General features: G+C 72.5%; 21 protein-coding genes and 3 pseudogenes. 18 read left to right on the top strand and 6 right to left on the bottom strand.

Annotated features, from left to right (window positions below; translation table 11 throughout):
- Positions 1 to 229: 229 nt before the first annotated feature.
- From ACEXOX_RS14360 to ACEXOX_RS14350, 3 genes and pseudogenes are all read left to right on the top strand, one after another.
- Positions 230 to 1,236: pseudogene (locus ACEXOX_RS14360) on the top strand (ABC transporter ATP-binding protein).
- Complete coding sequence (locus ACEXOX_RS14355; RefSeq protein WP_406520981.1) at positions 1,233 to 2,186, top strand: ABC transporter permease; 954 nt, start codon at positions 1,233 to 1,235, stop codon at positions 2,184 to 2,186. The pseudogene ACEXOX_RS14360 and the gene ACEXOX_RS14355 overlap by 4 nt, the downstream one beginning before the upstream one ends.
- Positions 2,187 to 2,451: 265 nt before the next feature.
- Positions 2,452 to 3,027, top strand: coding sequence for a DUF2567 domain-containing protein (locus ACEXOX_RS14350; RefSeq protein WP_406520979.1), 576 nt, complete (start codon positions 2,452 to 2,454; stop codon positions 3,025 to 3,027).
- Positions 3,028 to 3,358: 331 nt separating this feature from the next.
- On the opposite strand, the gene ybaK is transcribed toward ACEXOX_RS14350, so the two are convergent.
- The 3 genes and pseudogenes from ybaK to ACEXOX_RS14335 form a co-directional block, all read right to left on the bottom strand.
- Complete coding sequence (ybaK, locus tag ACEXOX_RS14345) at positions 3,359 to 3,889, bottom strand: Cys-tRNA(Pro) deacylase (protein ID WP_406520977.1); 531 nt, start codon at positions 3,887 to 3,889, stop codon at positions 3,359 to 3,361.
- A 74-nt stretch (positions 3,890 to 3,963) separates the two neighbouring features.
- Positions 3,964 to 4,784, bottom strand: a pseudogene (locus ACEXOX_RS14340) (LON peptidase substrate-binding domain-containing protein).
- Positions 4,785 to 5,030: 246 nt separating this feature from the next.
- The gene (locus ACEXOX_RS14335) at positions 5,031 to 6,596 is read right to left on the bottom strand and encodes an oxidoreductase (RefSeq protein WP_275128459.1); all 1,566 of its coding nucleotides are present in this window, start codon (positions 6,594 to 6,596) and stop codon (positions 5,031 to 5,033) included.
- A 496-nt stretch (positions 6,597 to 7,092) separates the two neighbouring features.
- On the opposite strand from ACEXOX_RS14335, the gene hisD reads away from it, so the two are divergent.
- The 9 genes and pseudogenes from hisD (at position 7,093) to ACEXOX_RS14290 (ending at position 13,878) form a co-directional block, all read left to right on the top strand.
- Positions 7,093 to 8,415, top strand: coding sequence for a histidinol dehydrogenase (hisD, locus tag ACEXOX_RS14330; RefSeq protein WP_406520975.1), 1,323 nt, complete (start codon positions 7,093 to 7,095; stop codon positions 8,413 to 8,415).
- A gap of 8 nt (positions 8,416 to 8,423) precedes the next feature.
- Positions 8,424 to 9,539, top strand: a complete 1,116-nt coding sequence (locus tag ACEXOX_RS14325) for a histidinol-phosphate transaminase (RefSeq protein ID WP_406526346.1) — start codon at positions 8,424 to 8,426, stop codon at positions 9,537 to 9,539.
- Positions 9,536 to 10,129, top strand: a complete 594-nt coding sequence (gene hisB / locus ACEXOX_RS14320) for an imidazoleglycerol-phosphate dehydratase HisB (RefSeq protein WP_030020917.1) — start codon at positions 9,536 to 9,538, stop codon at positions 10,127 to 10,129. Before ACEXOX_RS14325 ends, hisB begins: the two co-directional genes overlap by 4 nt.
- A complete protein-coding gene (locus ACEXOX_RS14315; RefSeq protein ID WP_030020918.1) occupies positions 10,126 to 10,290 on the top strand; it encodes a hypothetical protein in 165 nt (54 codons plus the stop codon). The genes hisB and ACEXOX_RS14315 overlap by 4 nt, the downstream gene beginning before the upstream one ends.
- Entirely contained in the window at positions 10,287 to 10,952 is a 666-nt protein-coding gene (gene hisH, locus ACEXOX_RS14310; protein WP_406520973.1) for an imidazole glycerol phosphate synthase subunit HisH, read from the top strand. The genes ACEXOX_RS14315 and hisH overlap by 4 nt, the downstream gene beginning before the upstream one ends.
- An 11-nt stretch (positions 10,953 to 10,963) precedes the next feature.
- A pseudogene (gene priA, locus ACEXOX_RS14305) lies at positions 10,964 to 11,688 on the top strand (bifunctional 1-(5-phosphoribosyl)-5-((5-phosphoribosylamino)methylideneamino)imidazole-4-carboxamide isomerase/phosphoribosylanthranilate isomerase PriA).
- Complete coding sequence (locus ACEXOX_RS14300) at positions 11,685 to 12,080, top strand: RidA family protein (RefSeq protein WP_406520972.1); 396 nt, start codon at positions 11,685 to 11,687, stop codon at positions 12,078 to 12,080. Before priA ends, ACEXOX_RS14300 begins: the two are co-directional and overlap by 4 nt.
- A complete protein-coding gene (gene hisF, locus ACEXOX_RS14295; RefSeq protein ID WP_406520970.1) occupies positions 12,077 to 12,832 on the top strand; it encodes an imidazole glycerol phosphate synthase subunit HisF in 756 nt (251 codons plus the stop codon). Before ACEXOX_RS14300 ends, hisF begins: the two co-directional genes overlap by 4 nt.
- A gap of 278 nt (positions 12,833 to 13,110) precedes the next feature.
- Positions 13,111 to 13,878, top strand: a complete 768-nt coding sequence (locus tag ACEXOX_RS14290) for a M23 family metallopeptidase (RefSeq protein WP_406520968.1) — start codon at positions 13,111 to 13,113, stop codon at positions 13,876 to 13,878.
- 17 nt (positions 13,879 to 13,895) lie between these two features.
- On the opposite strand, the gene ACEXOX_RS14285 is transcribed toward ACEXOX_RS14290, so the two are convergent.
- From ACEXOX_RS14285 to ACEXOX_RS14275, 3 genes are read right to left on the bottom strand one after another with little or no spacing between them, the layout of a single operon-like run.
- On the bottom strand, positions 13,896 to 14,642 hold the full coding sequence (locus tag ACEXOX_RS14285; protein WP_406520966.1) for a succinate dehydrogenase/fumarate reductase iron-sulfur subunit: 747 nt from the start codon (positions 14,640 to 14,642) through the stop codon (positions 13,896 to 13,898).
- The gene (locus tag ACEXOX_RS14280; protein WP_406520965.1) at positions 14,639 to 16,588 is read right to left on the bottom strand and encodes a fumarate reductase/succinate dehydrogenase flavoprotein subunit; all 1,950 of its coding nucleotides are present in this window, start codon (positions 16,586 to 16,588) and stop codon (positions 14,639 to 14,641) included. Before ACEXOX_RS14280 ends, ACEXOX_RS14285 begins: the two co-directional genes overlap by 4 nt.
- A 1-nt stretch (position 16,589) precedes the next feature.
- A complete protein-coding gene (locus tag ACEXOX_RS14275) occupies positions 16,590 to 17,294 on the bottom strand; it encodes a succinate dehydrogenase cytochrome b subunit (RefSeq protein WP_406520963.1) in 705 nt (234 codons plus the stop codon).
- A gap of 95 nt (positions 17,295 to 17,389) precedes the next feature.
- On the opposite strand from ACEXOX_RS14275, the gene ACEXOX_RS14270 reads away from it, so the two are divergent.
- From ACEXOX_RS14270 to ACEXOX_RS14245, 6 genes are all read left to right on the top strand, one after another.
- Positions 17,390 to 18,292, top strand: a complete 903-nt coding sequence (locus ACEXOX_RS14270) for a LysR family transcriptional regulator (RefSeq protein ID WP_406520961.1) — start codon at positions 17,390 to 17,392, stop codon at positions 18,290 to 18,292.
- A gap of 275 nt (positions 18,293 to 18,567) precedes the next feature.
- Positions 18,568 to 19,134, top strand: a complete 567-nt coding sequence (locus tag ACEXOX_RS14265) for a phosphoribosyltransferase family protein (protein ID WP_030020928.1) — start codon at positions 18,568 to 18,570, stop codon at positions 19,132 to 19,134.
- A 103-nt stretch (positions 19,135 to 19,237) separates the two neighbouring features.
- Positions 19,238 to 20,206: a PLP-dependent cysteine synthase family protein gene (locus ACEXOX_RS14260; RefSeq protein WP_406520960.1), complete on the top strand. Its 969-nt coding sequence runs from the start codon at positions 19,238 to 19,240 to the stop codon at positions 20,204 to 20,206.
- Complete coding sequence (locus ACEXOX_RS14255; RefSeq protein ID WP_406520958.1) at positions 20,203 to 20,901, top strand: YggS family pyridoxal phosphate-dependent enzyme; 699 nt, start codon at positions 20,203 to 20,205, stop codon at positions 20,899 to 20,901. The genes ACEXOX_RS14260 and ACEXOX_RS14255 overlap by 4 nt, the downstream gene beginning before the upstream one ends.
- A 9-nt stretch (positions 20,902 to 20,910) precedes the next feature.
- Positions 20,911 to 21,846, top strand: coding sequence for an EamA family transporter (locus ACEXOX_RS14250; protein WP_406520956.1), 936 nt, complete (start codon positions 20,911 to 20,913; stop codon positions 21,844 to 21,846).
- Positions 21,827 to 23,083 (top strand): ATP-grasp domain-containing protein, encoded by a 1,257-nt coding sequence (locus ACEXOX_RS14245; RefSeq protein ID WP_406520955.1) that lies wholly within the window; start codon positions 21,827 to 21,829, stop codon positions 23,081 to 23,083. The genes ACEXOX_RS14250 and ACEXOX_RS14245 overlap by 20 nt, the downstream gene beginning before the upstream one ends.
- Positions 23,084 to 23,110: the final 27 nt, after the last annotated feature.

Here is a 23,110-nt window from a genome sequence, read left to right as displayed (position 1 = left end):
GAGCCACCGCGCGTCGCCCGGTCCCGGCCGGTGGGGCGGGCGCCGGTCACCCGGGTGGGCGCCTCGCCCGGTGGCGGTGCTCGGGCCCTCTCGGCGGGCGCGGCAGCCACCGCCCGGCGGGAGGTGGTGCGCCGCTGAGCGCCGGGTCGGCCGGGGCGGTGCGGCCGCCGCGCGCAGGGGGTGCGGACAGCCGTGGCCTCGGCAGCGCGTACGCTCGTTGCTCGTGAGGATGGGTGCGAAGCGGGTGGAGTGCGGCGAGCCGGTGTGTGCCGTGCGCGACCTGGTCAAGACGTACCCCGCGGTACGCGGGCGGCGGGGAGCGGTGGGGGCGCCGGCCGTACGGGCCAGTGACGGGATCAGCTTGGACGTGCGCCAGGGGAGATCTTCGGGCTGCTCGGGCCGAACGGAGCCGGCAAGTCGACGCTGGTCCGGCAGCTCACCGGGCTGCTGCGCCCCGACTCCGGCAGTGTCACCGTGCTGGGCCACGACCTCGTCCGCCACCCGGAGCGCGCCGCCCGTCTGCTCGGCTACCTGGGCCAGGAGTCCAGCGCCCTGGACGAGATGACGGTCGCCCTCGCCGTGGAGACCACCGGCCGGCTGCGTGGCCTGCCGGCCCGGGAGGCCCGCGCCGAGCGCGACGCCGTCGTGGAGGAACTGGGGCTCGGCGACATCGCCGGGCGCCCCCTCAAGCGGCTCTCCGGGGGCCAGCGCCGCCTCGCGTGCTTCGCCGCCGTCCTGGTCGGCGAGCGGCCGCTGCTGGTCCTGGACGAGCCGACCACCGGCATGGACCCGGTGGCGCGCCGCGCCGTCTGGGCCGCCGTGGACCGGCGCCGGGCGGAACGCGGCGCCACCGTGCTGCTCGTCACCCACAACGTCATCGAGGCGGAGAGCGTCCTGGACCGGGTCGCGGTGATCGACCGGGGCAAGGTCATCGCCTGCGACACGCCCGGCGGGCTGAAGGACCTGGTGGGCGAAGAGGTCCGGCTGGAGCTGGTGTGGCGGGAGCGGGCGCCGCTGGACGTGCCCGAGGTGGCCGCCCTGGGCGAGACCGCACGGACCAACGGACGGCGCTGGACCCTGCGGCTGGCCCCGGACCGGGCGCGGGAGGCGGTGGCCGCCGTGACGGCCGGCCCGGCCTTCGCCGCGCTGGACGACTTCACGCTCGCGACGCCGAGCCTGGAAGATGTGTATCTCGCGCTGGGGGGCCGTACGGAGGAAGGCTTGGTGAAGGCGTGAGCGTGGTTCCCGCGGAGGCGCAGGCGAAGGCGGCGGAGCAGGCGGAGACGACGGCGGAGACGGAGACGACGGCGGAGACGGGGACGCGGGCACGGACGGCGGCACCGGCCGCGGCTGGGCCGGAGAGCGCTTCCGGGCCTGCCGCCGGACCGGAGAGCGCTGTCGCGCCGCCCCCGGACCCGGACACCCCGTCCGCCGCGCCCCTGGCGCCCGCCGCCCGTCTGCTGCCCGCGCTCGCCGCCGTGTACCGGGCCCAGCTGTCCCGGGCCCGGGTCGCCCGGATCCCGCTGCTGTTCGTGGCCACCTTCCAGTCCGTCGGGATCATGGTCCTGATGCGCGGTGTGGTCGACGGCGGCGACGCCGCGCGGGCCGTCGTCGCCGGCTCCAGCGTGCTGGTCGTGGCGTTCGTGGCGCTGAACCTGCTGGCCCAGTACTTCGGGCAGCTGCGTGCCAGCGGCGGACTCGACCACTACGCCACGCTGCCGGTGCCGCCCGCCGCCGTGGTGCTCGGCGCGGCCGCCGCGTACGCCTCGTTCACCGCGCCGGGGACCGTGGTCACGGCCGTGACCGGCTGTCTGCTGTTCCAGCTGCCGATGACCAACCTCTGGGTGCTGATCGCGGTGATCCCGCTGGCCGGAGCGGCCCTCGCCGGGCTCGGCGCGGCACTGGGACTGCTCGCGCCGCGACCGGAACTGGCCACACTCTGCGGCCAGTTGGGCATGTCGGCGGCCCTGCTGCTGGGTGTGCTGCCGGCCGCCCGGCTGCCCGTGCCGATCTCGTACGCACGGGACCTGCTGCCGTCGACGTACGGGGTCGAGGCCCTGGCGCGCGGGTTCGATGCCCGTCCCGACTGGCTGGCGGTCCTCGTGGACCTGGGGATCTGTGCGGCGGTCGGCGTGCTGTCACTGGCCGTGGCGACGTGGGCGTACCGCCGGGCGGCCGTACGGTGACGGACCCGGCGGACGGCCCGGTGGGGCGCGGGGCCTCCGGCGGTCCCGCCGACGGTGCCGGGCAGACCGGCCGGAACCGGCCGCGCAGCCGTCCTGCCGACAGCGGCACCGCATCCACCTGGCACGATGACAGGGTGACCGCACCGCAGACGCCGCAGCCGCACGAGAACCAGCCGCACGACAACCGGGCGACCGAGCAGACGTACAACCCCTGGGCCGGTGCGTCCGGGGCGACGTCCGGCCATCCGACCTCCGGGGGTCCGCCGTGCAGGACCGGGCCGAGTTCCGCCGTGAACTGCTGGAGGCCGCGCTGATCGCGCTCGTGGTGACGGTGTTCGGCGTACTGCTGGGCGCCCTGTGGGCGTGGCTGGCGCCGCACGTCCCGCTGATCGCGGACGGCAGCGGCAACGTCTACCTCAAGAACATCGAGGGCGAGGAGGCCATCGGCGGGGACGGCACGTTCATCCTGCTGGCCCTCGGCTTCGGCGTGGTGTGCGCGGCGGGCGCGTTCCTCTTCCGCCGGGGCGGGGGCATCCCGCTGGTGGTGGCGCTGGTGGTGGGCGGACTGCTCGGCTCCGTGGTGGCCTGGCGGTTCGGCATCTGGCTGGGCCCGACGTCGGACCTGGCGGAACTCGCGAAGGAGGCCGGCAAGGGCGTCCCGTTCGACGCGCCGCTGCGCCTCCAGGCCAAGGGCGCGCTGATCGCCTGGCCGGCCGGCGCCATGATCGCGCATCTGCTGCTGACCGGACTCTTCGGCCCCCGCGACCCGGAGCCGCCGCAGCCGGAGTGGTACCCCGGAGGGCAGCAGAGCCCGCAGACCCCGCCGCCTTCGGACAGCTGACGGCTGACGGGGTCGCACCGCGCGTCGGGTCCGTCCGCTCTCTCAGGCGGGCCGGCGCCCGTGGTTGGCCTTGCCCTTCTTGATGCGCCACTTCCGCTTACGGGTCTTCTTCGACATGGGCGTACCTCCTCCACGGGTCGTAGCGGAGGACGGGGCAGGCGTAAAGGCCCGGCGTCGTGACGGGCGGGGCGTACGGGGTACATCCGGCCGCGCGCGGCACGGGGTACGGCGCGCGGGGCACTCCAAGGCGCCCCGGCAGCCCCAGATGCCCCGGCATCGAGGCACCCTGGCTCGCGGCGCACGCGTACCGGGCAGCGCCGGGCCCTTCCCCTCAGCCGCGCGCGATCTCCGCGAGCGTCGCCTCCGTGAGCTGCTGGAGATCGGCGGGGGCCAGCTCGACCTCCAGGCCGCGGCGACCGGCGGACACGCACACCGTCCCGTGCGCGGCCGCCGACGCGTCGAGCACCGTACGCAGGCGCTTGCGCTGGCCGAGCGGGGAGATGCCGCCGCGTACGTAGCCGGTGCTGCGTTCCGCGGCGGCCGGGTCGGCCATCGTGGCCCGCTTGCCGCCGGCCGCGGCGGCCAGTGCCTTGAGGTCGAGGGAGCCGGAGACCGGTACGACGGCGACGGTCAGCGCGCCGTCCACCTCGGCGAGGAGCGTCTTGAAGACCTGGTCGGGGGAGACCCCGAGCGCTTCGGCGGCCTCCTCGCCGTACGAGGCGGCGGCCGGGTCGTGCTCGTACGCGTGGAGGGTGAAGTCGACGCCCGCCTCGGTGAGGGCGACCGTCGCCGGGGTGCCGCCGGCGCCGGCCGGCTGCTTCCCGTTCTTCGGCTGCTTGGTCCGCTTCGGCTTCTTGGACATGATCGTCGCGCCTCGGCTCGCTCGTAAGTCGTCGGTAGGGGTAGGGGTACGGGTGCGGGGCGGTGCCCGCGTGCTCAGTTGGGGCTGGTCGGGTGGCGGGTCAGGTCCACCGCGGGCAGCGACGGGAGCTTACCGATCACCGCGGTCTCCTGGCGAAGGAGTTTCAGCTCCTGCGTGAGCCGGGCCGCGACGTCCGGCGCCTCCAGGAGCCGCTGCTTGGCCGGGATGTCGAGCACGGCGGCGGCCGCCACCAGGTACGACAGCACCGACGGCTCGCCGGGCAGGTCCTGGCCGCCGGCGAGGGTGCGCTCGTTCGCCCAGGCCAGCCGCTTCTGGTAGGTGCGGAAGGCCCGTACGACACCGGAGGCCAGCGCGCCGGCGCCCTCGCCCTCGGTCTCCGCCAGCTCCTCCACCTCGCCCATCAAGTACGGGCCCGAGGCGTCCACCGACAGCAGCGTGAAGCGGGTGGTGCCGGTGGCCAGTACCTCATACCCGGAGGCGTCGGGCCCGGCGCCGGGGAGAGCGCCGCCTCGGCCGTGGCCTCGGTACCTTCGTCGGGGGCGAGGGCCGAGCCGGGGGCGCCGCTCTTCTCGCGGATGGTGGCCGCGTCGGCCACGCAGCCCACGGTGTGGAAGGCGCTGATCGGGTCGGGGCCGAAGCCGGCACCCGGACCGTCGGCGGGCAGCGCGGTGCTGTCCGGCAGACCGGGGGCGGAGGGCGCCACCTCGCGGCCGTCGCGGATCGCGACGACGCCGAAACGGCGTTCGTCTTCGGGCAGGGCGAGGAGGTCGCGCATCATCGCCCGGTACCGCGCCTCGAAGACGTTGAGCGGGAGGACGAGTCCCGGGAACAACACCGAGTTCAGCGGGAAGAGCGGTAGGCGCACGGAGGTCACAGCCCGTAAGCCTAGAGCCTGCGGAGACGGGAGTGGTTCGCGGCCCGCGATCCGGGACGCGCGGGGAAGGGCGGAGCGGCCCCTCTTCCGGCGGCGTACGGCCCCGGACCGGCTCCGCGCAGGTTCCGGAGCCCGGCCCGTCCGCGCGCCCCCACGCGCTCCCGCGCCCGCCCGCCGCAGGCGTGACGCGCCCGCTCCAGCGGCAGTGACGCGCCTGCCGTGACCCGCCCGCCGCAGCACCCCCGGCTACTGCCGTCGCAGCAACCGTGACGCGCCCGCCGCGACCGTCGTCGCCAGGACCCACCCGGCCAGGATCATCACCGCGGCGACCCACTGGGAGCCGCCGTCCGGTTTCCACGACGAGCCCTGGTAGAGGTCGATCACCGGCAGCAGCAGGTCGAGGGAGTAGAGGTACGGGTTCCAGGGCGGCGCCTCGCCGGGCTTGAGGGCCGGGGGCGGGGACTGGGCGAAGTACACCGTGCCGAGGGCCCACAGGATCGCCATCCACACCGCGGCCCGCCCGGGCCGGTAGCCGTACGCCACCGTCCAGTCCTGGAGGAAGCCCCACAGCTTGGCGGCCATCGGCAGCGTCTCGCGCCGCCGCCGCTGCTTGGCGAGCAGCACCTCGCGCGCGTCGGAGTCCTCACCGCCGCTGCGCAGCGCGGTGGCAAGCATCTCGTACGGCTCCGGCGCGTACTCCGGCGTGGCGGCAGCCACCCACTCCAGCCGCCGGGACAGCGGGAAGTGGCCGCGCGGGATGAGCGTCTCGTAGTTGAAGCCCGCCATCCACAGGCCGCCGAGGCCGGGCCAGCTCGCCGCCTTGTCGACCAGGTTGACGACCCGCGCGCCGGAGAGGATGACCCGTCCGCGCTGCGGCCGCTCGCCCAGGAAGCGCAGCTCCGGCGTCTGGATGCGGCGCAGCGACAGCTCCTGGTCGGCCTCCATGATGAAGCGGGCCTGTTCGAAGTCGACGGCGTCGCCGAAGCGCCCGTCGTCCAGCCGCATCCCGCCCTCGCACTCGAAGCGCTGCATACGGGTGCCGCGGGTGGGGGTGTGGGCGATGCCGTACGGGGGTGTGGCGGTGGTGCTGGAGAACGGCGAGCTGGCCAGGCCGGCGCCGGTCAGGTACAGGGTGCGCTCGACCGTCATCTGGGGGGCGTTCAGGGCGCGCCGCCCGTACGGGTTGCTCAGCCGGCTGCCGCGCAGGCTCAGCGACACTCCGATGGTGGCGCCGCGCAGCGACAGCTCGCCGTAGGACTCCATCATCTCGGCCTGGAGGTCCTGGGCGACGGTGAGCCCGTCCGCCATCACCGAGCGGCCCTGCCGGTCCTTGTGCACCACCGTCTGGTTGAGCAGCAGGTCCGTACCGATGTGCGCGTCCGTCAGGCGGATGCCGGAGCGGACGACGCAGCGCGGCAGGTGCAGGTCGCCTTCGGTGTGCAGCCGGGCCGCCTCGACCCGGGGGATCGCGCAGCCGACCATCCGCAGGGTGGTGAAGCGGCTCTCGGGCAGCACGACCTCGTTCTGGAAGCGGCAGTCGCGCAGCTCCACGAATGGCTTGATCGTGCCGCCCGCGAGGTCGAGAGTGTCGGTGATGTACGCGCCTGCCAGTTTCAGCGCGGAGACCCGTCCGGGCTGTGCGGGCGGTCCTTCCAGCAGCAGGAGCGCGACGATCCGGGCGCGCACCCGCCGCTCCGGGCCCCACCGGAACTGCCCGTGCGGGTCGTCCCTGGCCGGATCGCCGGTGCGCAGGTCACAAGTGCTGCCGTTGCGGAACGCCTGCCACAGGCTCCACTCGGCAGGGTTCAGCATCAGCGCCGCGGGTGCGTCGCCCTCCTCCGGCGTGGCCACCGTGCCTTCCCCCTTTCCCCGCTCCCCCGAGCGGGTCCGTACGGTCCCGCGTGTGCGGGGCCCGCGTCCAACCGTTTCCGCGCGCCGCCTGTCCGTCCGCCGGGCGTGCGGCGTGCCGCCGTGCGGGCCGGACCGGCCCCGGGAGCCGCTTCCGTGCCCCGTCCCCCGTGTGTCCGCCCCGTCACGCCGCGGCCCGTACGCCCGTACGAACCCCATGCCCGCTACGTGACCGCCTGAACACGCGCGGTGAGGATCACTTCGAGACGGTCTTGCGGCCGGCCGGACCCGCGGCCGCGCGACCGGGCCCCGGCGCGGCCCCCGGCGCCGTCTCGGCACGCCCCGACGCGACCCCGACACCGCCCCGGTCCGTTCCGGTACCGCGCCTCACCGACCGAGCTGTGTATCACCGACCGATACGGGCGCTCGGGCGCGGGAACGGGTCTGAGACACTGGAGGGGTGATCTCCCGAATCGATCTGCGCGGTGACGCCCTCCCCGAGGGCGGCGCCCTGCGCGACCTGCTGCCCCGTGCCGAGTTCGACGTGGAAGCCGCCCTGGAGAAGGTGCGGCCCATCTGCGAGGACGTGCGCCATCGTGGGACGGCCGCGCTGATCGAGTACGCCCATCGGTTCGACGGGGTCGCCATCGAGCGCGTACGCGTGCCCGCCGAGGCGCTTCAGCGGGCGCTCGCGGAGCTGGACCCGGCCGTCCGGGCCGCCCTGGAGGAGTCGATCCGGCGTGCCCGGATCGTCCACCGCGAGCAGCGCCGCACGGACGTCACCACCAAGGTCGTCCCCGGCGGCACGGTCACCGAGCGCTGGGTCCCGGTCGAGCGCGTCGGCCTGTATGTACCCGGTGGCCTGGCGGTTTACCCGTCCTCCGTGGTCATGAACGTGGTTCCGGCGCAGGAGGCGGGCGTCGAAGGCGTCGCCGTCACCTCCCCGCCGCAGGCGGAGTTCGGCGGCCTGCCGCACCCGACCATCCTCGCCGCCTGCGCCCTGCTCGGCGTGGACGAGGTGTACGCGGCCGGCGGCGCCCAGGCCATCGCCATGTTCGCGTACGGCACCGAGGAGTGCCGCCCGGTCAACCTGGTCACCGGCCCCGGCAACATCTACGTCGCCGCCGCCAAGCGTCTGCTCAAGGGCCGGATCGGCATCGACGCGGAGGCCGGGCCCACCGAGATCGCGGTCCTCGCGGACGCCACCGCCGACGCCGCGCACGTCGCCGCCGACCTGATCAGCCAGGCCGAGCACGACACGCTCGCGGCCGCCGTCCTGGTCACCGACTCGGCCGAACTGACCGCCGCCGTCGAGACCGAGCTGAAGACCCAGGTGGCCGCCACCAAACACACCGAGCGGATCAGCACCGCGCTGGCCGGCCGGCAGTCCGCGATCGTCCTGGTGGACGGCGTGGACGAGGGCCTGAAGGTCGTCGACGCGTACGGCGCCGAGCACTTGGAGATCCAGACCGCCGACGCGTCCGCGGTCGCCGCCCGCGTGCGCAACGCCGGCGCGATCTTCGTCGGCCCGTACGCGCCCGTCTCGCTCGGCGACTACTGCGCCGGCTCCAACCACGTCCTGCCCACCGGCGGCTGCGCCTGCCACTCCTCGGGCCTGTCCGTCCAGTCGTTCCTGCGCGGCATCCACGTCGTGGACTACAGCCGCGACGCGCTGGCCGAGGTCGCCCACCATGTGGTGACCCTCGCCGAGGCCGAGGACCTCCCGGCCCACGGCGCGGCGCTGAAGGCCAGGTTCGACTGGAAGATCCCGCAGGGCGAGTGAGCGAGCACGTGACGAAGATCGACGACCTTCCCATCCGGGACGAGCTGCGCGGCAAGTCCCCCTACGGCGCGCCGCAGCTGGACGTCCCCGTACGCCTGAACACCAACGAGAACCCGTACCCGCTGCCCGAGCCGCTGGTACGGCGGATCGCCGAGCGGGTCACCGAGGCCGCCCGCGAGCTGAACCGCTACCCCGACCGGGACGCGGTGGAGCTGCGCACCGAACTGGCCGCCTACCTGACGCGCACCGGCGGCCACCAGGTCACCGCGGCCCACGTCTGGGCCGCCAACGGCTCCAACGAGGTCATCCAGCAGCTGCTCCAGACCTTCGGCGGGCCCGGCCGCACCGCCATCGGCTTCGAGCCCTCGTACTCCATGCACGGCCTGATCTCGCGCGGCACCGGCACCGGCTGGATCTCCGGCCCGCGCAACGACGACTTCACCATCGACGTCGAGGCGGCCGTGGCGGCCATCGGCGAGCGGCGGCCCGACGTGGTCTTCGTCTGCTCGCCCAACAACCCCACCGGCACCGCCGTCGCCGCCGAAACGGTCCTCGCGCTGTACGAGGCCGCGCAGGCGGCTCGCGCGGACACCGGCGGCGCGCTGGTCGTCGTGGACGAGGCGTACGGCGAGTTCAGCCACCGCCCCTCGCTGCTCCCGCTGATCGAGGGCCGCCCCAACCTGGTCGTCTCGCGCACCATGTCCAAGGCGTTCGGCGCCGCCGGGCTGCGCCTTGGCTACCTGGCCGCCGACCCGGCCGTGGTCGACGCCGTCCAGCTCGTCCGCCTGCCGTACCACCTCTCGTCCGTCACCCAGGCCACCGCGCTCGCCGCCCTGGAGCACACCGACACGCTCCTGAAGTACGTCGACCAGCTCAAGACCGAGCGCGACCGGCTGGTGGACGAGCTGCGCGCGGCCGGCTGCGAGGTGGTCGACTCCGACGCCAACTTCGTCCAGTTCGGCTCGTTCGAGGACCAGCACGCCTTCTGGCAGGCCCTCCGCGACCACGGCGTCCTGGTCCGGGACAACGGCGTGCCGGGCTGGCTGCGGGTCACCGCGGGAACCCCCGCCGAGAACGACGCGTTCCTCGACGCGGTCCGTGCAGTACTGAAGGAGAACCGATGAACCGCGTTGGGCGCGTGGAGCGCACCACGAAGGAGACCTCGGTGCTGGTCGAGATCGATCTCGACGGCACCGGACAGGTCGAGGTGTCGACAGGCGTCGGCTTCTACGACCACATGCTCGACCAGCTCGGCCGGCACGGCCTGTTCGACCTCAAGGTCAAGACCGACGGTGACCTGCACATCGACACCCACCACACCATCGAGGACACCGCCCTCGCGCTGGGTGCCGCCTTCAAGCAGGCCCTCGGCGACAAGGTCGGCATCTACCGCTTCGGCAACTGCACCGTCCCGCTGGACGAGTCGCTGGCCCAGGTGACCGTCGACCTCTCCGGCCGCCCCTACCTGGTGCACACCGAGCCGGAGAACATCGCGCCGATGATCGGCACGTACGACACGACGATGACCCGGCACATCCTGGAGTCCTTCGTCGCGCAGGCGCAGATCGCCCTGCACGTCCACGTCCCGTACGGGCGCAACGCCCACCACATCGTGGAGTGCCAGTTCAAGGCGCTGGCCCGCGCGCTGCGCTACGCCAGCGAGCGCGACCCGCGCGCCGCCGGCATCCTCCCGTCCACCAAGGGAGCGCTGTGAACGGCCTGTCCACCGTCTTCATCGTCCTCGGTCTCTTCCTGCTCGGCGGGCTCTACTCCTTCTGGAAGCAGGGGATGGGCAAGAGCGTGCTCGTCCTGCTGGGCATCGGCTCGGCCATGTGCCTGGTCGCCGGCGTTCTCCGCCTGGATGTGTGGAATTGAGTACCGCACCCGCGAAGAGCACCGCACCCGCGAAGAAGGTCGTCGTCTTCGACTACGGCTTCGGCAACGTCCGCTCCGCCGAACGCGCCCTCGCGCACGTCGGCGCCGATGTGGAGATCACCGGTGACTACGACAAGGCGATGAACGCCGACGGCCTGCTCGTCCCCGGCGTCGGAGCCTTCGCCGCCTGCATGAAGGGCCTGCGCGAGGCCCGCGGCGACTGGGTCATCGGCCGCCGGCTGTCCGGCGGACGCCCGGTCATGGGCATCTGTGTCGGCATGCAGATCCTCTTCTCGCGCGGCATCGAGCACGGCGTGGAGACCGAGGGCCTGGACGAGTGGCCCGGCACGGTCGGCCCGCTCAAGGCCGACGTCGTCCCGCACATGGGCTGGAACACCGTCCAGGCACCGGAGGGCACGCGGCTCTTCGACGGCCTGCCCGCCGACGCCCGCTACTACTTCGTGCACTCCTACGCCGTACGCGACTGGGAGCTGGAAGTCGGCAACCCGAACATGCGCGCGCCCCAGGTCACCTGGGCCACACACGGCGAGCCGTTCGTGGCCGCCGTCGAGAACGGCCCCCTGTGGGCCACCCAGTTCCACCCCGAGAAGTCCGGCGACGCCGGCGCCCAGCTGCTGTCCAACTGGACCAAGACCCTCTAGGACCCTCCGCGATGAGCAAGCTCGAACTCCTCCCCGCCGTCGACGTCCGCGACGGCCAGGCGGTCCGCCTCGTGCACGGCGAGTCCGGCTCCGAGACGTCCTACGGCGACCCGCTCCAGGCCGCGCTGGCCTGGCAGCAGGCGGGCGCCGAGTGGCTGCACCTGGTCGACCTCGACGCGGCGTTCGGCACCGGCGACAACCGCGAGCGGATCGCCGAGGTCGCCCAGCGCATGGACATCAAGGTCGAACTCTCCGGCGGCATCCGCGACAACGCCTCCCTGGAGGCCGCGCTCGCCACCGGCTGCAAGCGCGTCAACCTCGGTACGGCCGCGCTGGAGACCCCCGAGTGGGTCGCCGAGGTCATCGCCGAGCACGGCGACAAGATCGCGGTCGGCCTGGACGTCCGCGGCACCACCCTGCGCGGCCGCGGCTGGACCCGCGACGGCGGCGACCTCTACGAGACGCTGGCCCGCCTGGACTCCGAGGGCTGCGCCCGCTACGTCGTCACCGACATCAACAAGGACGGCACCCTCCAGGGCCCCAACCTGGAGCTGCTGCGGAACGTCTGCGCCGCGACCGACAAGCCGGTCGTCGCGTCCGGCGGCGTCTCCTCCTTGACGACCTCCGGGCGATTGCCACCCTGGTACCGGAAGGCGTCGAGGGCGCGATCGTCGGTAAGGCGCTCTACGCCAAGGCGTTCACCCTGGAAGAGGCATTGGAGGCCGTTTCGTCATGACCATCGAGCGCGCGCAGACCGACAGTCCCTGGGAAGAGATCATCGGCTTCGCGCGCGCCGTGGCGGCCGGCGACCGCGTTCTGGTCGCCGGCACGATGCCACTGGTCGACGGCGTGCTGTACGGGGAGGGCGATCCGTACGAGCAGACGAAGGTCGCCTTCACCAGCGCGCTGGAGGCCCTAAAGCCGTTCGGGCTCGGGGCCGGTTCGGTCGTCCGCACCCGGATGTACCTGACCCACGCGCGGGACGTGGACGAGGCGGCCCGCGCCCACAAGGAACTCTTCGACGCCGTACGGCCCGCCACGACCCTGGTCGTGGTCTCCGGCTTCGCCGACTCGCGCGTACTGGTCGAAGTCGAACTCGAAGCATGCAGAGAGGCCACGAGCACATGACCCTGGCGGTCCGAGTCATCCCCTGCCTGGACGTGGACAACGGCCGGGTCGTCAAGGGCGTCAACTTCCAGAACCTCCGCGACGCCGGCGACCCCGTCGAGATGGCCAAGGTCTACGGCCAGGAGGGCGCCGACGAGCTGACGTTCCTGGACATCACCGCGTCCTCCGGCAACCGCGAGACCACCTACGACGTGGTCCGCCGCACCGCCGAACAGGTCTTCATCCCCCTCACCGTCGGCGGCGGCGTCCGTACCCCCGAGGACGTCGACAGACTCCTGCGCGCCGGCGCGGACAAGGTCGGCGTCAACACCGCCGCCATCGCCCGCCCCGACCTGATCCGTGAGATCGCCGAACGCTTCGGCAGTCAGGTCCTGGTCCTGTCCGTCGACGCCCGCCGCACCGAGACCGGCTCCTTCGAGGTCACCACGCACGGCGGCCGCCGCGGCACCGGCCTCGACGCCGTCGAATGGGCCCACCGCGCCGCCGAACTCGGCGCCGGCGAGATCCTCCTGAACTCCATGGACGCCGACGGCACCAAGGACGGCTACGACACCGAGATGATCGCCGCCGTCCGCGAGCACGTCACGGTCCCGGTCATCGCCAGCGGCGGCGCGGGCCGCCTGGCGGACTTCCCGCCCGCCGTCGAGGCAGGCGCCGACGCGGTGCTGGCCGCCTCCGTCTTCCACTTCGGTGAGCTGCGGATCGGCGAGGTCAAGGAGACGTTGCGGGGGGCGGGGCATCCGGTGCGGTGAGCCGGCAGCATGTGCTTCTGTTGAGCCGAGGCACTCTCCACACACTGGTGGAGAGTGCCTCGGCGCGTGTTTGCCTCTGGGGCCCACAGCAGCCGTCTTGCCTCCGAGTGACACCAAAGGAACCTGAAGGGAACTGCGAAGGGCCGGAACCCGGGCGCGTAACGGGCCTATCGGGACAGCCGCTGACCGATTCGCCCATGGTGCTTGTGTTCATGGACGGGGCCTCCATACCGTGCTGGCGTTCGGATCCCGGATGCCCACCGGAAGGACGCCCCGCCATGATGTTCTCCCCGACCGGCCGTCACCGAGCACCCCGCCGCCGCAGAGGTGCGGGGCGATTACTCACCCGCGCCTCGACCGCGGCCGCGACCCTCGCGCTGCCGGTCGTCGGCGCGTCCGTCGCCTCCGCCGCGGACGGCGGGACGTACACCGTCGCCCCCGGTGACAGCCTCTCCGGGATCGCCGCGAAGCAGGGGGTCAAGGGCGGCTGGGCGAAGCTGTACGCGAGCAATCGCTCGGCGGTCGGCGGTGATCCTGATCTGATCAAGGTCGGTACGAAACTGAAGCTCAGCGGTAAGGCCGCGACACCGCAGCGGCACGCCTCGCGCTCCGCCGCCCGGCCTTCCGTGCGCGCCGCGTCCGGCGACGCCGTGCGGCCGGTGCGCGGCGGCACCCTCACCGCCGGGTTCGGGGCCGGTGGCGGCCACTGGGCCAACGGGCACACCGGGCAGGACTTCGCCGTACCGGTCGGCACCGCCGTCCGCGCCGCCCGCGGCGGCACTGTGGTGAAGGCGGGCTGGGGCGGCGCGTACGGCTACGAGGTCGTCGTCCGGCACCACGGCGGGTCGTACACGCAGTACGCGCATCTCTCGCAGATCCGGGTGCCGGTGGGCGCCACCGTCGGCGCCGGCGAGCGCATCGGGCGGTCCGGCGCCACCGGCAACGTCACCGGACCGCATCTGCACTTCGAGGTACGGTCGACGCCCGCCTACGGGTCGGCGGTCGATCCGATGGCCTGGCTGCGCCGGCACGGCGCGTTCGACTGAGGCGAAGGGTTTCCGCGTCAGCGCCTGCCCTTGCGGGCCGCCCGTACGTACTCCCGGTTCATCTTGGTGATGCTGAACAGCGGGATGCCCTTCGGGCAGGCGGTGGCGCATTCTCCGGCCAGGGTGCAGCCGCCGAACCCTTCGTCGTCCATCTGCCCCACCATGTCGAGCACCCGGGTCTCGCGTTCCGGAGCGCCCTGCGGCAGCACGTTGAGGTGGTTGACCTTCGCCGAGGTGAACAGCATCGCCGAGCCGTTCGGGCAGGCCGCCACGCACGCGCCGCAGCCGATGCACTCCGCGTGTTCGAAGGCGAAGTCGGCGTCCGGCTTCGGTACGGGCGTGGCGTGGGCCTCGGGGGCGGCGCCGGTCGGCGCGGTGACGTAGCCGCCGGACTGGATGATCCGGTCGAAGGCGGAGCGGTCGACGACCAGGTCCCGTACGACGGGGAAGGCCGCCGCGCGCCACGGCTCGACGTCGATCGTGTCGCCGTCCCGGAAGGAGCGCATGTGCAGCTGGCAGCTGGTGGTGCGCTCCGGTCCGTGCGCCTCGCCGTTGATGACCAGGCTGCACGCGCCGCAGATGCCCTCGCGGCAGTCGTGGTCGAAGGCGACCGGGTCGTCGCCCTGGAGGATGAGTTCCTCGTTGAGGGTGTCGAGCATCTCCAGGAAGGACATGTCGGGGGAGATGCCGTCCACGTCGTAGGTGGACATGCCGCCGTCGGCGTCGGCGTCGCGCTGCCGCCAGACGCGCAGGGTGAGCTTCATGCGTAGCTCCGCTGGGTGGGGTGGACGTACTCGAAGACCAGGTCTTCCTTGTGCAGGACGGGTGCGGCGCCGGTGCCGGTGAATTCCCAGGCGGCGGCGTAGGAGAACTCCTCGTCGCGGCGCTCGGCCTCGCCGTCGGGGGTCTGCGACTCCTCGCGGAAGTGGCCGCCGCAGGACTCGGCGCGGTGCAGCGCGTCGAGGCACATCAGCTCGGCCAGCTCCAGGTAGTCGACGATGCGGTTGGCCTTCTCCAGCGACTGGTTGAACTCTTCGCCGGTGCCGGGCACCTTGATGCGGCGCCAGAACTCCTCGCGGATCTGCGGGATGCGGTCGAGCGCCTTGCGCAGGCCGGATTCCGTACGGGCCATGCCGCACAGCTCCCACATCAGCTCGCCCAGTTCGCGGTGGAAGGAGTCGGGGGTGCGGTCGCCGTCGACGGACAGCAGGAGGTTGAGCTGGTCCTCCGTCTCGGCGAGGGCTTCCTGGACGGCGGGGTGGCCGGCGGTGATCTCGTCGTGGTGCGGGTTGCGGGCCAGGTAGTCGTTGATCGTGGACGGCAGCACGAAGTAGCCGTCGGCGAGGCCCTGCATGAGGGCGGACGCGCCGAGCCGGTTGGCGCCGTGGTCGGAGAAGTTGGCCTCACCGATCGCGAACAGGCCGGGAACGGTCGTCTGGAGGTCATAATCGACCCACAGCCCGCCCATCGTGTAGTGCACGGCGGGGTAGATCCGCATCGGGACCTCGTACGGGTTCTCCGCGGTGATCCGCTCGTACATGTCGAAGAGGTTGCCGTACTTGTCCTCGACGGCCTTGCGGCCCATCCGCGCGATGGCGTCGGCGAAGTCCAGGTAGACGCCCTGGCCGCCGGGGCCGACGCCACGCCCCTCGTCGCACACGTTCTTGGCGGCGCGGGAGGCGATGTCGCGGGGGACGAGGTTGCCGAAGGAGGGGTAGATCCGCTCCAGGTAGTAGTCGCGCTCGGCTTCGGGGATCTCGGCGGGCGGCCGTGTGTCGCCCTTGGCCTTCGGGACCCAGATACGGCCGTCGTTGCGCAGCGACTCGCTCATCAGCGTCAGCTTTGACTGGTGGTCGCCGGTGCGCGGGATGCAGGTGGGGTGGATCTGGGTGAAGCAGGGGTTGGCGAAGTACGCGCCGCGCCGGTGGGCGCGCCAGATCGCGGTGGCGTTGGAGTTCATGGCGTTGGTCGACAGGTAGAAGACGTTGCCGTAGCCGCCGGAGGCGAGGACCACGGCGTCCGCGAAGTACGTGTCGATCCGGCCGGTGATCAGGTCGCGGGCCACGATGCCGCGGGCCCGGCCGTCCACGACGATCAGGTCCAGCATCTCCGTACGCGGGTGCATCTCGACGTTGCCGGCGGCGATCTGGCGGGAGAGTGCCTGGTAGGCACCGAGCAGCAGTTGCTGTCCGGTCTGGCCGCGGGCGTAGAACGTACGGGAGACCTGGACGCCGCCGAAGGAGCGGGTGTCGAGCAGGCCGCCGTACTCGCGGGCGAAGGGCACGCCCTGGGCCACGCACTGGTCGATGATCTCGACGGAGATCTGCGCCAGGCGGTGCACGTTGGACTCGCGGGCGCGGAAGTCGCCGCCCTTGACGGTGTCGTAGAACAGGCGGTGCACGGAGTCGCCGTCGTTGCGGTAGTTCTTCGCCGCGTTGATGCCGCCCTGCGCGGCGATGGAGTGGGCACGGCGCGGCGAGTCCTGGTAGCAGAACTGCACGACGTGATAGCCCTGCTCGGCGAGCGTGGCGCCCGCGGAGCCGCCCGCGAGGCCGGTGCCGACCACGATGACGGTGTGCTTGCGGCGGTTGGCCGGGTTGACCAGCTTCGCCTGGAAACGGCGGGTGTCCCAGCGCTCGGCGACCGGGCCCTCGGGCGCCTTGCGGTCGGCGACCGGTTCCCCGGTCGCGTACTCGGTGTAGGAGGTCATGTCAGCTCACTGCTCCGGTCACGACGGCCACCGGTACGGCGACGAAGCCCGCCGTCAGCACCAGGGCGAGGAGGTTGGCGACGGTCTTGAGCACCCGGTCGCGGGCGGCGCTGCCGACGCCCAGCGTCTGCGCGGCGCTCCAGAACCCGTGCCGGACGTGCAGGCCGAGGGCGAGCATCGCCACGATGTAGAGCGTGGTGACGGGCCAGCGGTCGAAGGAGGCGATCAGGTTCTGGTACGGGTGTCCGGCCTCGGCCCGCGGGTTCACCGTCAGCGTCGTCAGGTCCAGGATGTGCCAGACGATGAAGAGGGCGAGGATGACGCCGCCCCAGCGCATGGTGCGGGTGGCGTAGCTCTGCCGCGGCTTCTTGTGCACGTACTTGTCCGGCCGCGCCCTGATGTCGCGGCGGCTGAGCTGGAAGGCGGCCACGCCGTGCGTGACGACGGCGGCCAGCAGCACCACCCGGGCGATCCACAGGAACCACTCGTGGTGCAGGAAGGGTTCGCCGACGGTCCGAAGCCAGTGCGCGTAGCCGTTGAACTCGTCGGAGCCGAAGAAAATCTTGAGGTTGCCCATCATGTGCGCGACCAGGTACAGCAGCATCACCACGCCGCTGGCCGCCATCGCGGTCTTCTTGCCGACGGTCGAGCGCCACAGCAGGCCCGCGAAGGACGGCCGTCGTTCCGTCCGGGTGTCCAGTGCCATGGGTCCCGACGGTAAGGACCGGCCGGCCCATCAGTCCAAGACATGGTCCGGCTCATCTCCATAGGCAATGCCTATCGGTGCCTATCATCGGCCGTATGCAGCCCCAGCAGCTCCGCTATTTCGTGGCGGTCGCGGACACCCGCCACTTCACCCGCGCCGCCGAGCGCGAGCATGTCGCGCAGCCCTCCCTCTCGCAGCAGATCAAGGCCCTGGAGCGGGAGCTGGGCGCGGACCTGTTCCACCGGGCGCGCGGCCACATCACCCTCACCGACGCGGGCCGGACCCTGCTGCCGCTGGCCCGGCGCATCCTCGCCGACACCGAGACCGCCCGGCGCGAGGTGCAGGAGGTCGCGCAGCTCAGGCGCGGCCGGCTGCGGCTCGGCGCGCCGCCCAGCCTGTGCGCGAGCCTGGTCCCGGACGTGCTGAGCGTCTTCCACACCGCCTATCCGGGCGTGGAACTGGTCGTCCACGAGGACGGTTCGCAAGACCTCGTCAGGGTCCTCGCCGCCGGTGAACTGGACCTGGCCCTCATCATCACGCCGCTGCCCGAGCAGGCCCCGGCCCTGGCCACCGCCGAACTGCTGCGCGAGGAACTGGTCGTGGTCTCCGCGCCGGACCGCCCGGCCCCGGTGGGCGGCGGCCGGCGGATGCGCGTCGAGGACCTGCGGGACCGGCCGCTGGCGATGTTCCGGCGCGGCTACGACCTGCGGGAGTTCACCACGGCGGCGTGCCGGGCGGCCGGGTTCGAGCCGGTCTTCACCGTGGAGGGCGGTGAGATGGACGCGGTACTGGGCTTCGTACGGGCCGGGCTGGGCGTCGCGGTCGTGCCCAGCATGGTCGCCGAACGCTCGGGGCTGCGCGTCACCCGCTTCGCGACGCCGGGCATGCACCGGGTGATCTCGGTGGCGCACCGGGGGGACGTCTCGCCGCCGCGGGCCGCCCGGGAACTCCGGCGCATACTGCTGGCACAGCTGGGACTGGAGCGGCCGGGCGGCTGACGCGACATGGCGCGCGACGGCCCCGACGGGGGCCGGGGGCGGGACGCTTTTCGGCCATGCGGCCGAGAAAATACGCGCCCCCATACGGGGTGTCACCCAGGTGGCAGGGGGCGCGAACCGGTGCGAGGCACAGGGGCCCCAACGAGAACAGGCTGTTTCCGGGCACAATCCAGGGCGACCATTGCCTTTTCTACGTTTGCGGCGGTAAAAAAGGCTGCACTTGCCGGACAACGGCACAGTGATGCGCGCCACGGGGGAAAGGCACAGGAAATCCGATGTTGCTGGAAGAGGTTTACGCAGGCGCGCCGACCGTCAAATCGGGTCGGCATCTCACCACGGTCAACGAATTCACCGACCAGTCACCCGCACTCCGCCCGGAAGTACTCGCGGAGGCGACCAGCCGACTGATCGAACTGGGTAGTTTCGAGACCGGGAAGATCCTGGTCGAGGAGGACAAGGGCGCGATTCTCGGCAGCGCGGTGTCGCTGGCCGTCGGGCTGCCGCTCGCCGTCGCCCGCTGGTACACCTACGACCTGAGCGGGCACGGCATCTCGGTGCCGCTGGACAGCGAGTACTTCGCGGGCACGCTCTTCGTCAACGGCGTCGAGCCGGGCGACCGGGTGACGATCGTCGACGACACCATCAGCACCGGCGGCACCCTGATCGCCCTGATCGAGGCCGTCCGGGCGGCCGGTGCCCGGGTGGAGGAAGTCCTGGTGGCGGTGGAGAAGCCGGAGAACGGCGGCCGGCAGCGGGTCGCCGAGCGCTTCGGCATCGAGGTCCGCTCGGTCATCCGTATCGCGGTCGACCCGGAGTCCGGCCGCGTGGCCGTCCTGGGCTGAACGCCGCACGGGGCACGCCGCCGCACGCCCTCGCGCGCGTCGCGTCCCCCTCTCCGTACGCATGCCGGAACACCACCGTTCACGCCCGCCCGAGGAGTTTCGTGTGAGCACGACCAGCCCCGGCGCCGATACCGGCCGCACACCGCTGTACGAACTGCGCCACATCGCCGAACCCGGAGCCGCACGCGTATTCGCCAAATGCGAATTCCGTAATCCGACCGGAAGTCACAAGGACCGCGTCTTCTCCTACATGATCGATGAACTGGAGCGGATCAAAACGATCAGCCCCGGAATGACCTTGGTCGAATGTTCGACCGGAAATGGCGGCGCCGCGCTGTCCCGCGTCGGCGCCCAACGCGGATACCGCATCGTCGTCATCATGCCGGAAGGCATGACCGAAGAGCGCCGGAAACAGATCGCCTCCTGGGGCGGCACGGTCGTCGAAACCTCCGCGGACGGCTTCCTGCTGGAGGGCGAGGAGACCGCCCGGCGGTACGTGGCCGAACACCCCGGCAGCCACTTCCTCGACCAGTCCACCAACCAGCTCAACTGGCGTGCCTGGCGCTCCTGCGGCCGCGAACTCGTCGCCGACCTGCACGCGGCGGGCGAGACCCCCGGCCACTTCATCTGCTCCATCGGCACCGGCGGCACCTTCACCGGCATCGCCGACGTCCTCAAGAGCGCCCACCCCGCCCTGCGGACGTGGGCCGTCGAGGTGGACCGCTCGGCCGCCCTGTACGCCAAGCGCCACGGCCTGCCCTTCGAGCACCACAGCCACAACATGATGGGCCTGGGCCCGGGCAAGGTGCCGGCCAACCTGCGCGAGGAACTCGTCGACGAGGTCGAACTGATCACCGGCGACGACGGCTGGAACACCATGAAACGCCTCATCTCCGAGGAGGGGCTGCCGGTCGGGCCCACCGCCGGCGGCAACATCTTCGCCGCCCAGCGGCTGGCCAGGACCCTGCCGCCCGAAGAGATCGTGGTCACCGTGCTGTTCGACTCCGCCTGGAAGTACCTCAGCATCTGGGACGGCCGGTACGAGCAGTACGGGGCGGGGACGGACTCATGAGCGCCGAGCGGCTTTCCACGGCGGAGCCGGACCTCGCGGCGCGCCTGGCCGCCGTCACCGGCCGGCTGGACCTGGCCTGTACGCGGGCCGGGGTGCCGCCCCGGGACGTACGGTTCGTCGCCGTCAGCAAGTTCCACGGCCCGCCCGCGATCGCCGCCGCCCTGGAAGCCGGACACCGGCACTTCGGCGAGAGCCGGGTGCAGGAGGTGCAGGGCAAGTGGCCGCCGCTGCGGGAACGCTTCCCCGGCACCCGGCTCCACCTCATCGGCCCGTTGCAGACCAACAAGGCCGGGGCGGCGGTCCGCGCCTTCGACGTGCTGCACAGCGTGGACCGGCCACGCCTGGCCGCGGCGCTGGCCGCCGCCATGGACCGCGCCGGGCGCCGCCCGGACTGCTTCCTCCAGGTCAACACCGGCGACGAACCGCACAAGAGCGGCGTGCCCGCCGCCGGGACGGACGCGTTCGTCAAGGAATGCGTGGACACCTACGGCCTGCCCGTCGTCGGCCTGATGTGCATCCCGCCGTACGGCAGCGACCCCCGCCCGCACTTCAGAACGCTGCGCGCCCTGGCCGCCGCGTCGGGCCTGCGGCAGCTCAGCATGGGGATGAGCGCCGACTTCGAGACCGCGGTGGCCGAAGGCGCGACCACGGTGCGGGTCGGCGAGGCGGTCTTCGGGCCGCGGCCGCGGCGCTGAGGAGGCGCCGTGACCGCGCTGCTCGTCTTCAGCCTGTTCTCCGCCCTGGTGGACGTCTTCGCCGCCGAACGCCTGCAGCACGTGGATCCGGGGAGCGTGGCCGCGGTCGCCTTCACCCTGACCGGGGCGTTCTTCTGCCTGCTCGCCGTCGTGCGGCTGCGCCCGGCCCGGCTGCTGGCCGTCGTCCGGGCGCACGCCGCCGACCTCCTCGTCCTCAACATCACCACCGCCGTGACCTGGCTGACGCTCCTCTACGCCCTCAAGCTCATGGAACCGGCCGTCACCAACGTGGTGTCGATAGCCATCGGCCCCGCCTTCACCGTCCTGCTCCAGGCCCTGTGGTGGAAGCGGGACCGCGTCCTGCCCGGCGAGATCCTCTCCGCGGCCGGCATCCTGCTCACCCTCGCCGGACTGGTCTGGGCGTCGCTGGACGGCCGCAGCGGCGTGGGCGACCGGGCCGCCCTGGCCATGACGCTGGGCCTGTGCGCCGCGGTCGTCTCCGGTGCCGGCGGGGCCGCCAACGTCGTCTTCTCCGCCCGCCTGGGCGCGGCCGGGGTGGACGTGCCCACCGTCATGGGGCTGCGGTTCGGCCTGGTGGCGGCGGTCGGCTGGACACTGGCGTCCTTCTCCGGGGCCGAGCAGCTGGGCCGGGCGCTGGTGCCCGGCGCGGTGGTGGCCGTCATCGGCGTCTCGATCCCCGCCTGTCTGGTGCAGATCGGGGTGCGCAAGGTGACCCCGATGACCGCCTCCATGATCTGCGCGCTCGCGCCCGCCATGACCCTCCTCCTCCAGCTGGCCGACTCCCGGCTGACGTTCTCGGTGCCGTCGACCCTCGGCATCGCCGTGATCACCGTCTTCATCGCGATCGGGCTGCTGGCCCGCCGGGGCGCGCCCCCGGCCGCGGTGGCGCAGGAAAGCAGGACCCATGCAGTGTCTGATCGTTGACGCCTACTCCACCGGCCGTTTCCTGCCCGCCGCCCTCGCCGAACGCGGGGTCAAGTGCGTCCATGTGCAGAGCACCCCGGCCCTTCCCTCCTACCTCACGCGGACCTTCCCGCAGGGCGCCTTCACCGAATGCCTGGTGCACGACGGCGACCTGGAGGCGCTGCTGGACGCGGTCCGCCCGGCCGCCCCCGCCTTCGTCCTGCCCGGCAACGAGAGCGGCGTCGACCTCGCCGACACCCTCGCCCGCCGCCTCGGCCTGCCCGGCAACGCCCCGGACGAGCGGCGGGTACGGCGCGACAAGTACGACATGGCGATGGCCGTCCGGGCCCACGGGCTGCGCGCCCCCGACACCCTGCGCACCTCGCGCTTCGACACCGCCCTCGGCTGGGCGCGGGCCCACGGCCGCTGGCCGCTGGTCGTCAAGCCCGCCGACAGCGCGGGCACCGACAACGTCTTCTTCTGCGCCGACCCGGTCGAACTGTGCACCTCGTTCGGCCACATCCTCAGCTCGTCCAACATCCAGGGCAACCGCAACGGGACCGTCGTCCTCCAGGAACGCCTGACCGGCACCGAGTACTTCGCCAACAGCGTCAGTGTCGACGGCCGCCACCACATCGCCGAGATCTGGCGCTACCACAAGCGGCGCGGCCGCAGCGGGGCGGCGATCTACGACTACGAGGAGCCGCTGACCGCGCACGACCCCGCTGCCGCCGCCCTCGTCCCGTACCTGCTGGGCGTCCTGGACGCGCTCGGGGTGCGGTGGGGGCCCGCGCACTCGGAGGTCATGCTGACCGACGAGGGGCCCGTCCTGATCGAGACCGGCGCCCGGCTGGCCGGCAGCATCCTGCCGCACGTGGTCAGCCGCTGCTTCGGCACCAACCACGTGGAACTGACCGCCCTGGCCGGCAGCGACCCGGCGGCCTTCGCCGCCCGCGCCGCCGTCCCGGCCGAGCCGCGCACCAATCTGCGCTACGTCTCGCTGATCTCCCCGTTCGCGGGGCGGCTGACGTCCCTGGACGGCTTCGAGCGGCTGCGCGAGCTGCCGTCGTACGCCGACCACCACCTCGGTGTCCGGGCCGGCGACTTCCTCAGCCCCACGGTGGACTCGGCGACGTCACCCGGCGTCTGCTACCTCCTGCACGAGGACGAGCGGCAGATCGAGACGGACTACCGGCGGCTGCGCGTGCTGGAACTCCAGGAGCCGGGCGGGCTCTACGAGGTCGACAGGGAACGGTGAAACGCGGGCCCGGGGCCGACGGAGCGC

This window comes from Streptomyces sp. Ac-502 (genome assembly GCF_045222935.1).
Lineage (GTDB): Bacteria > Actinomycetota > Actinomycetes > Streptomycetales > Streptomycetaceae > Streptomyces > Streptomyces monomycini.
This window is presented reverse-complemented; position numbering and strand designations above follow the sequence as displayed.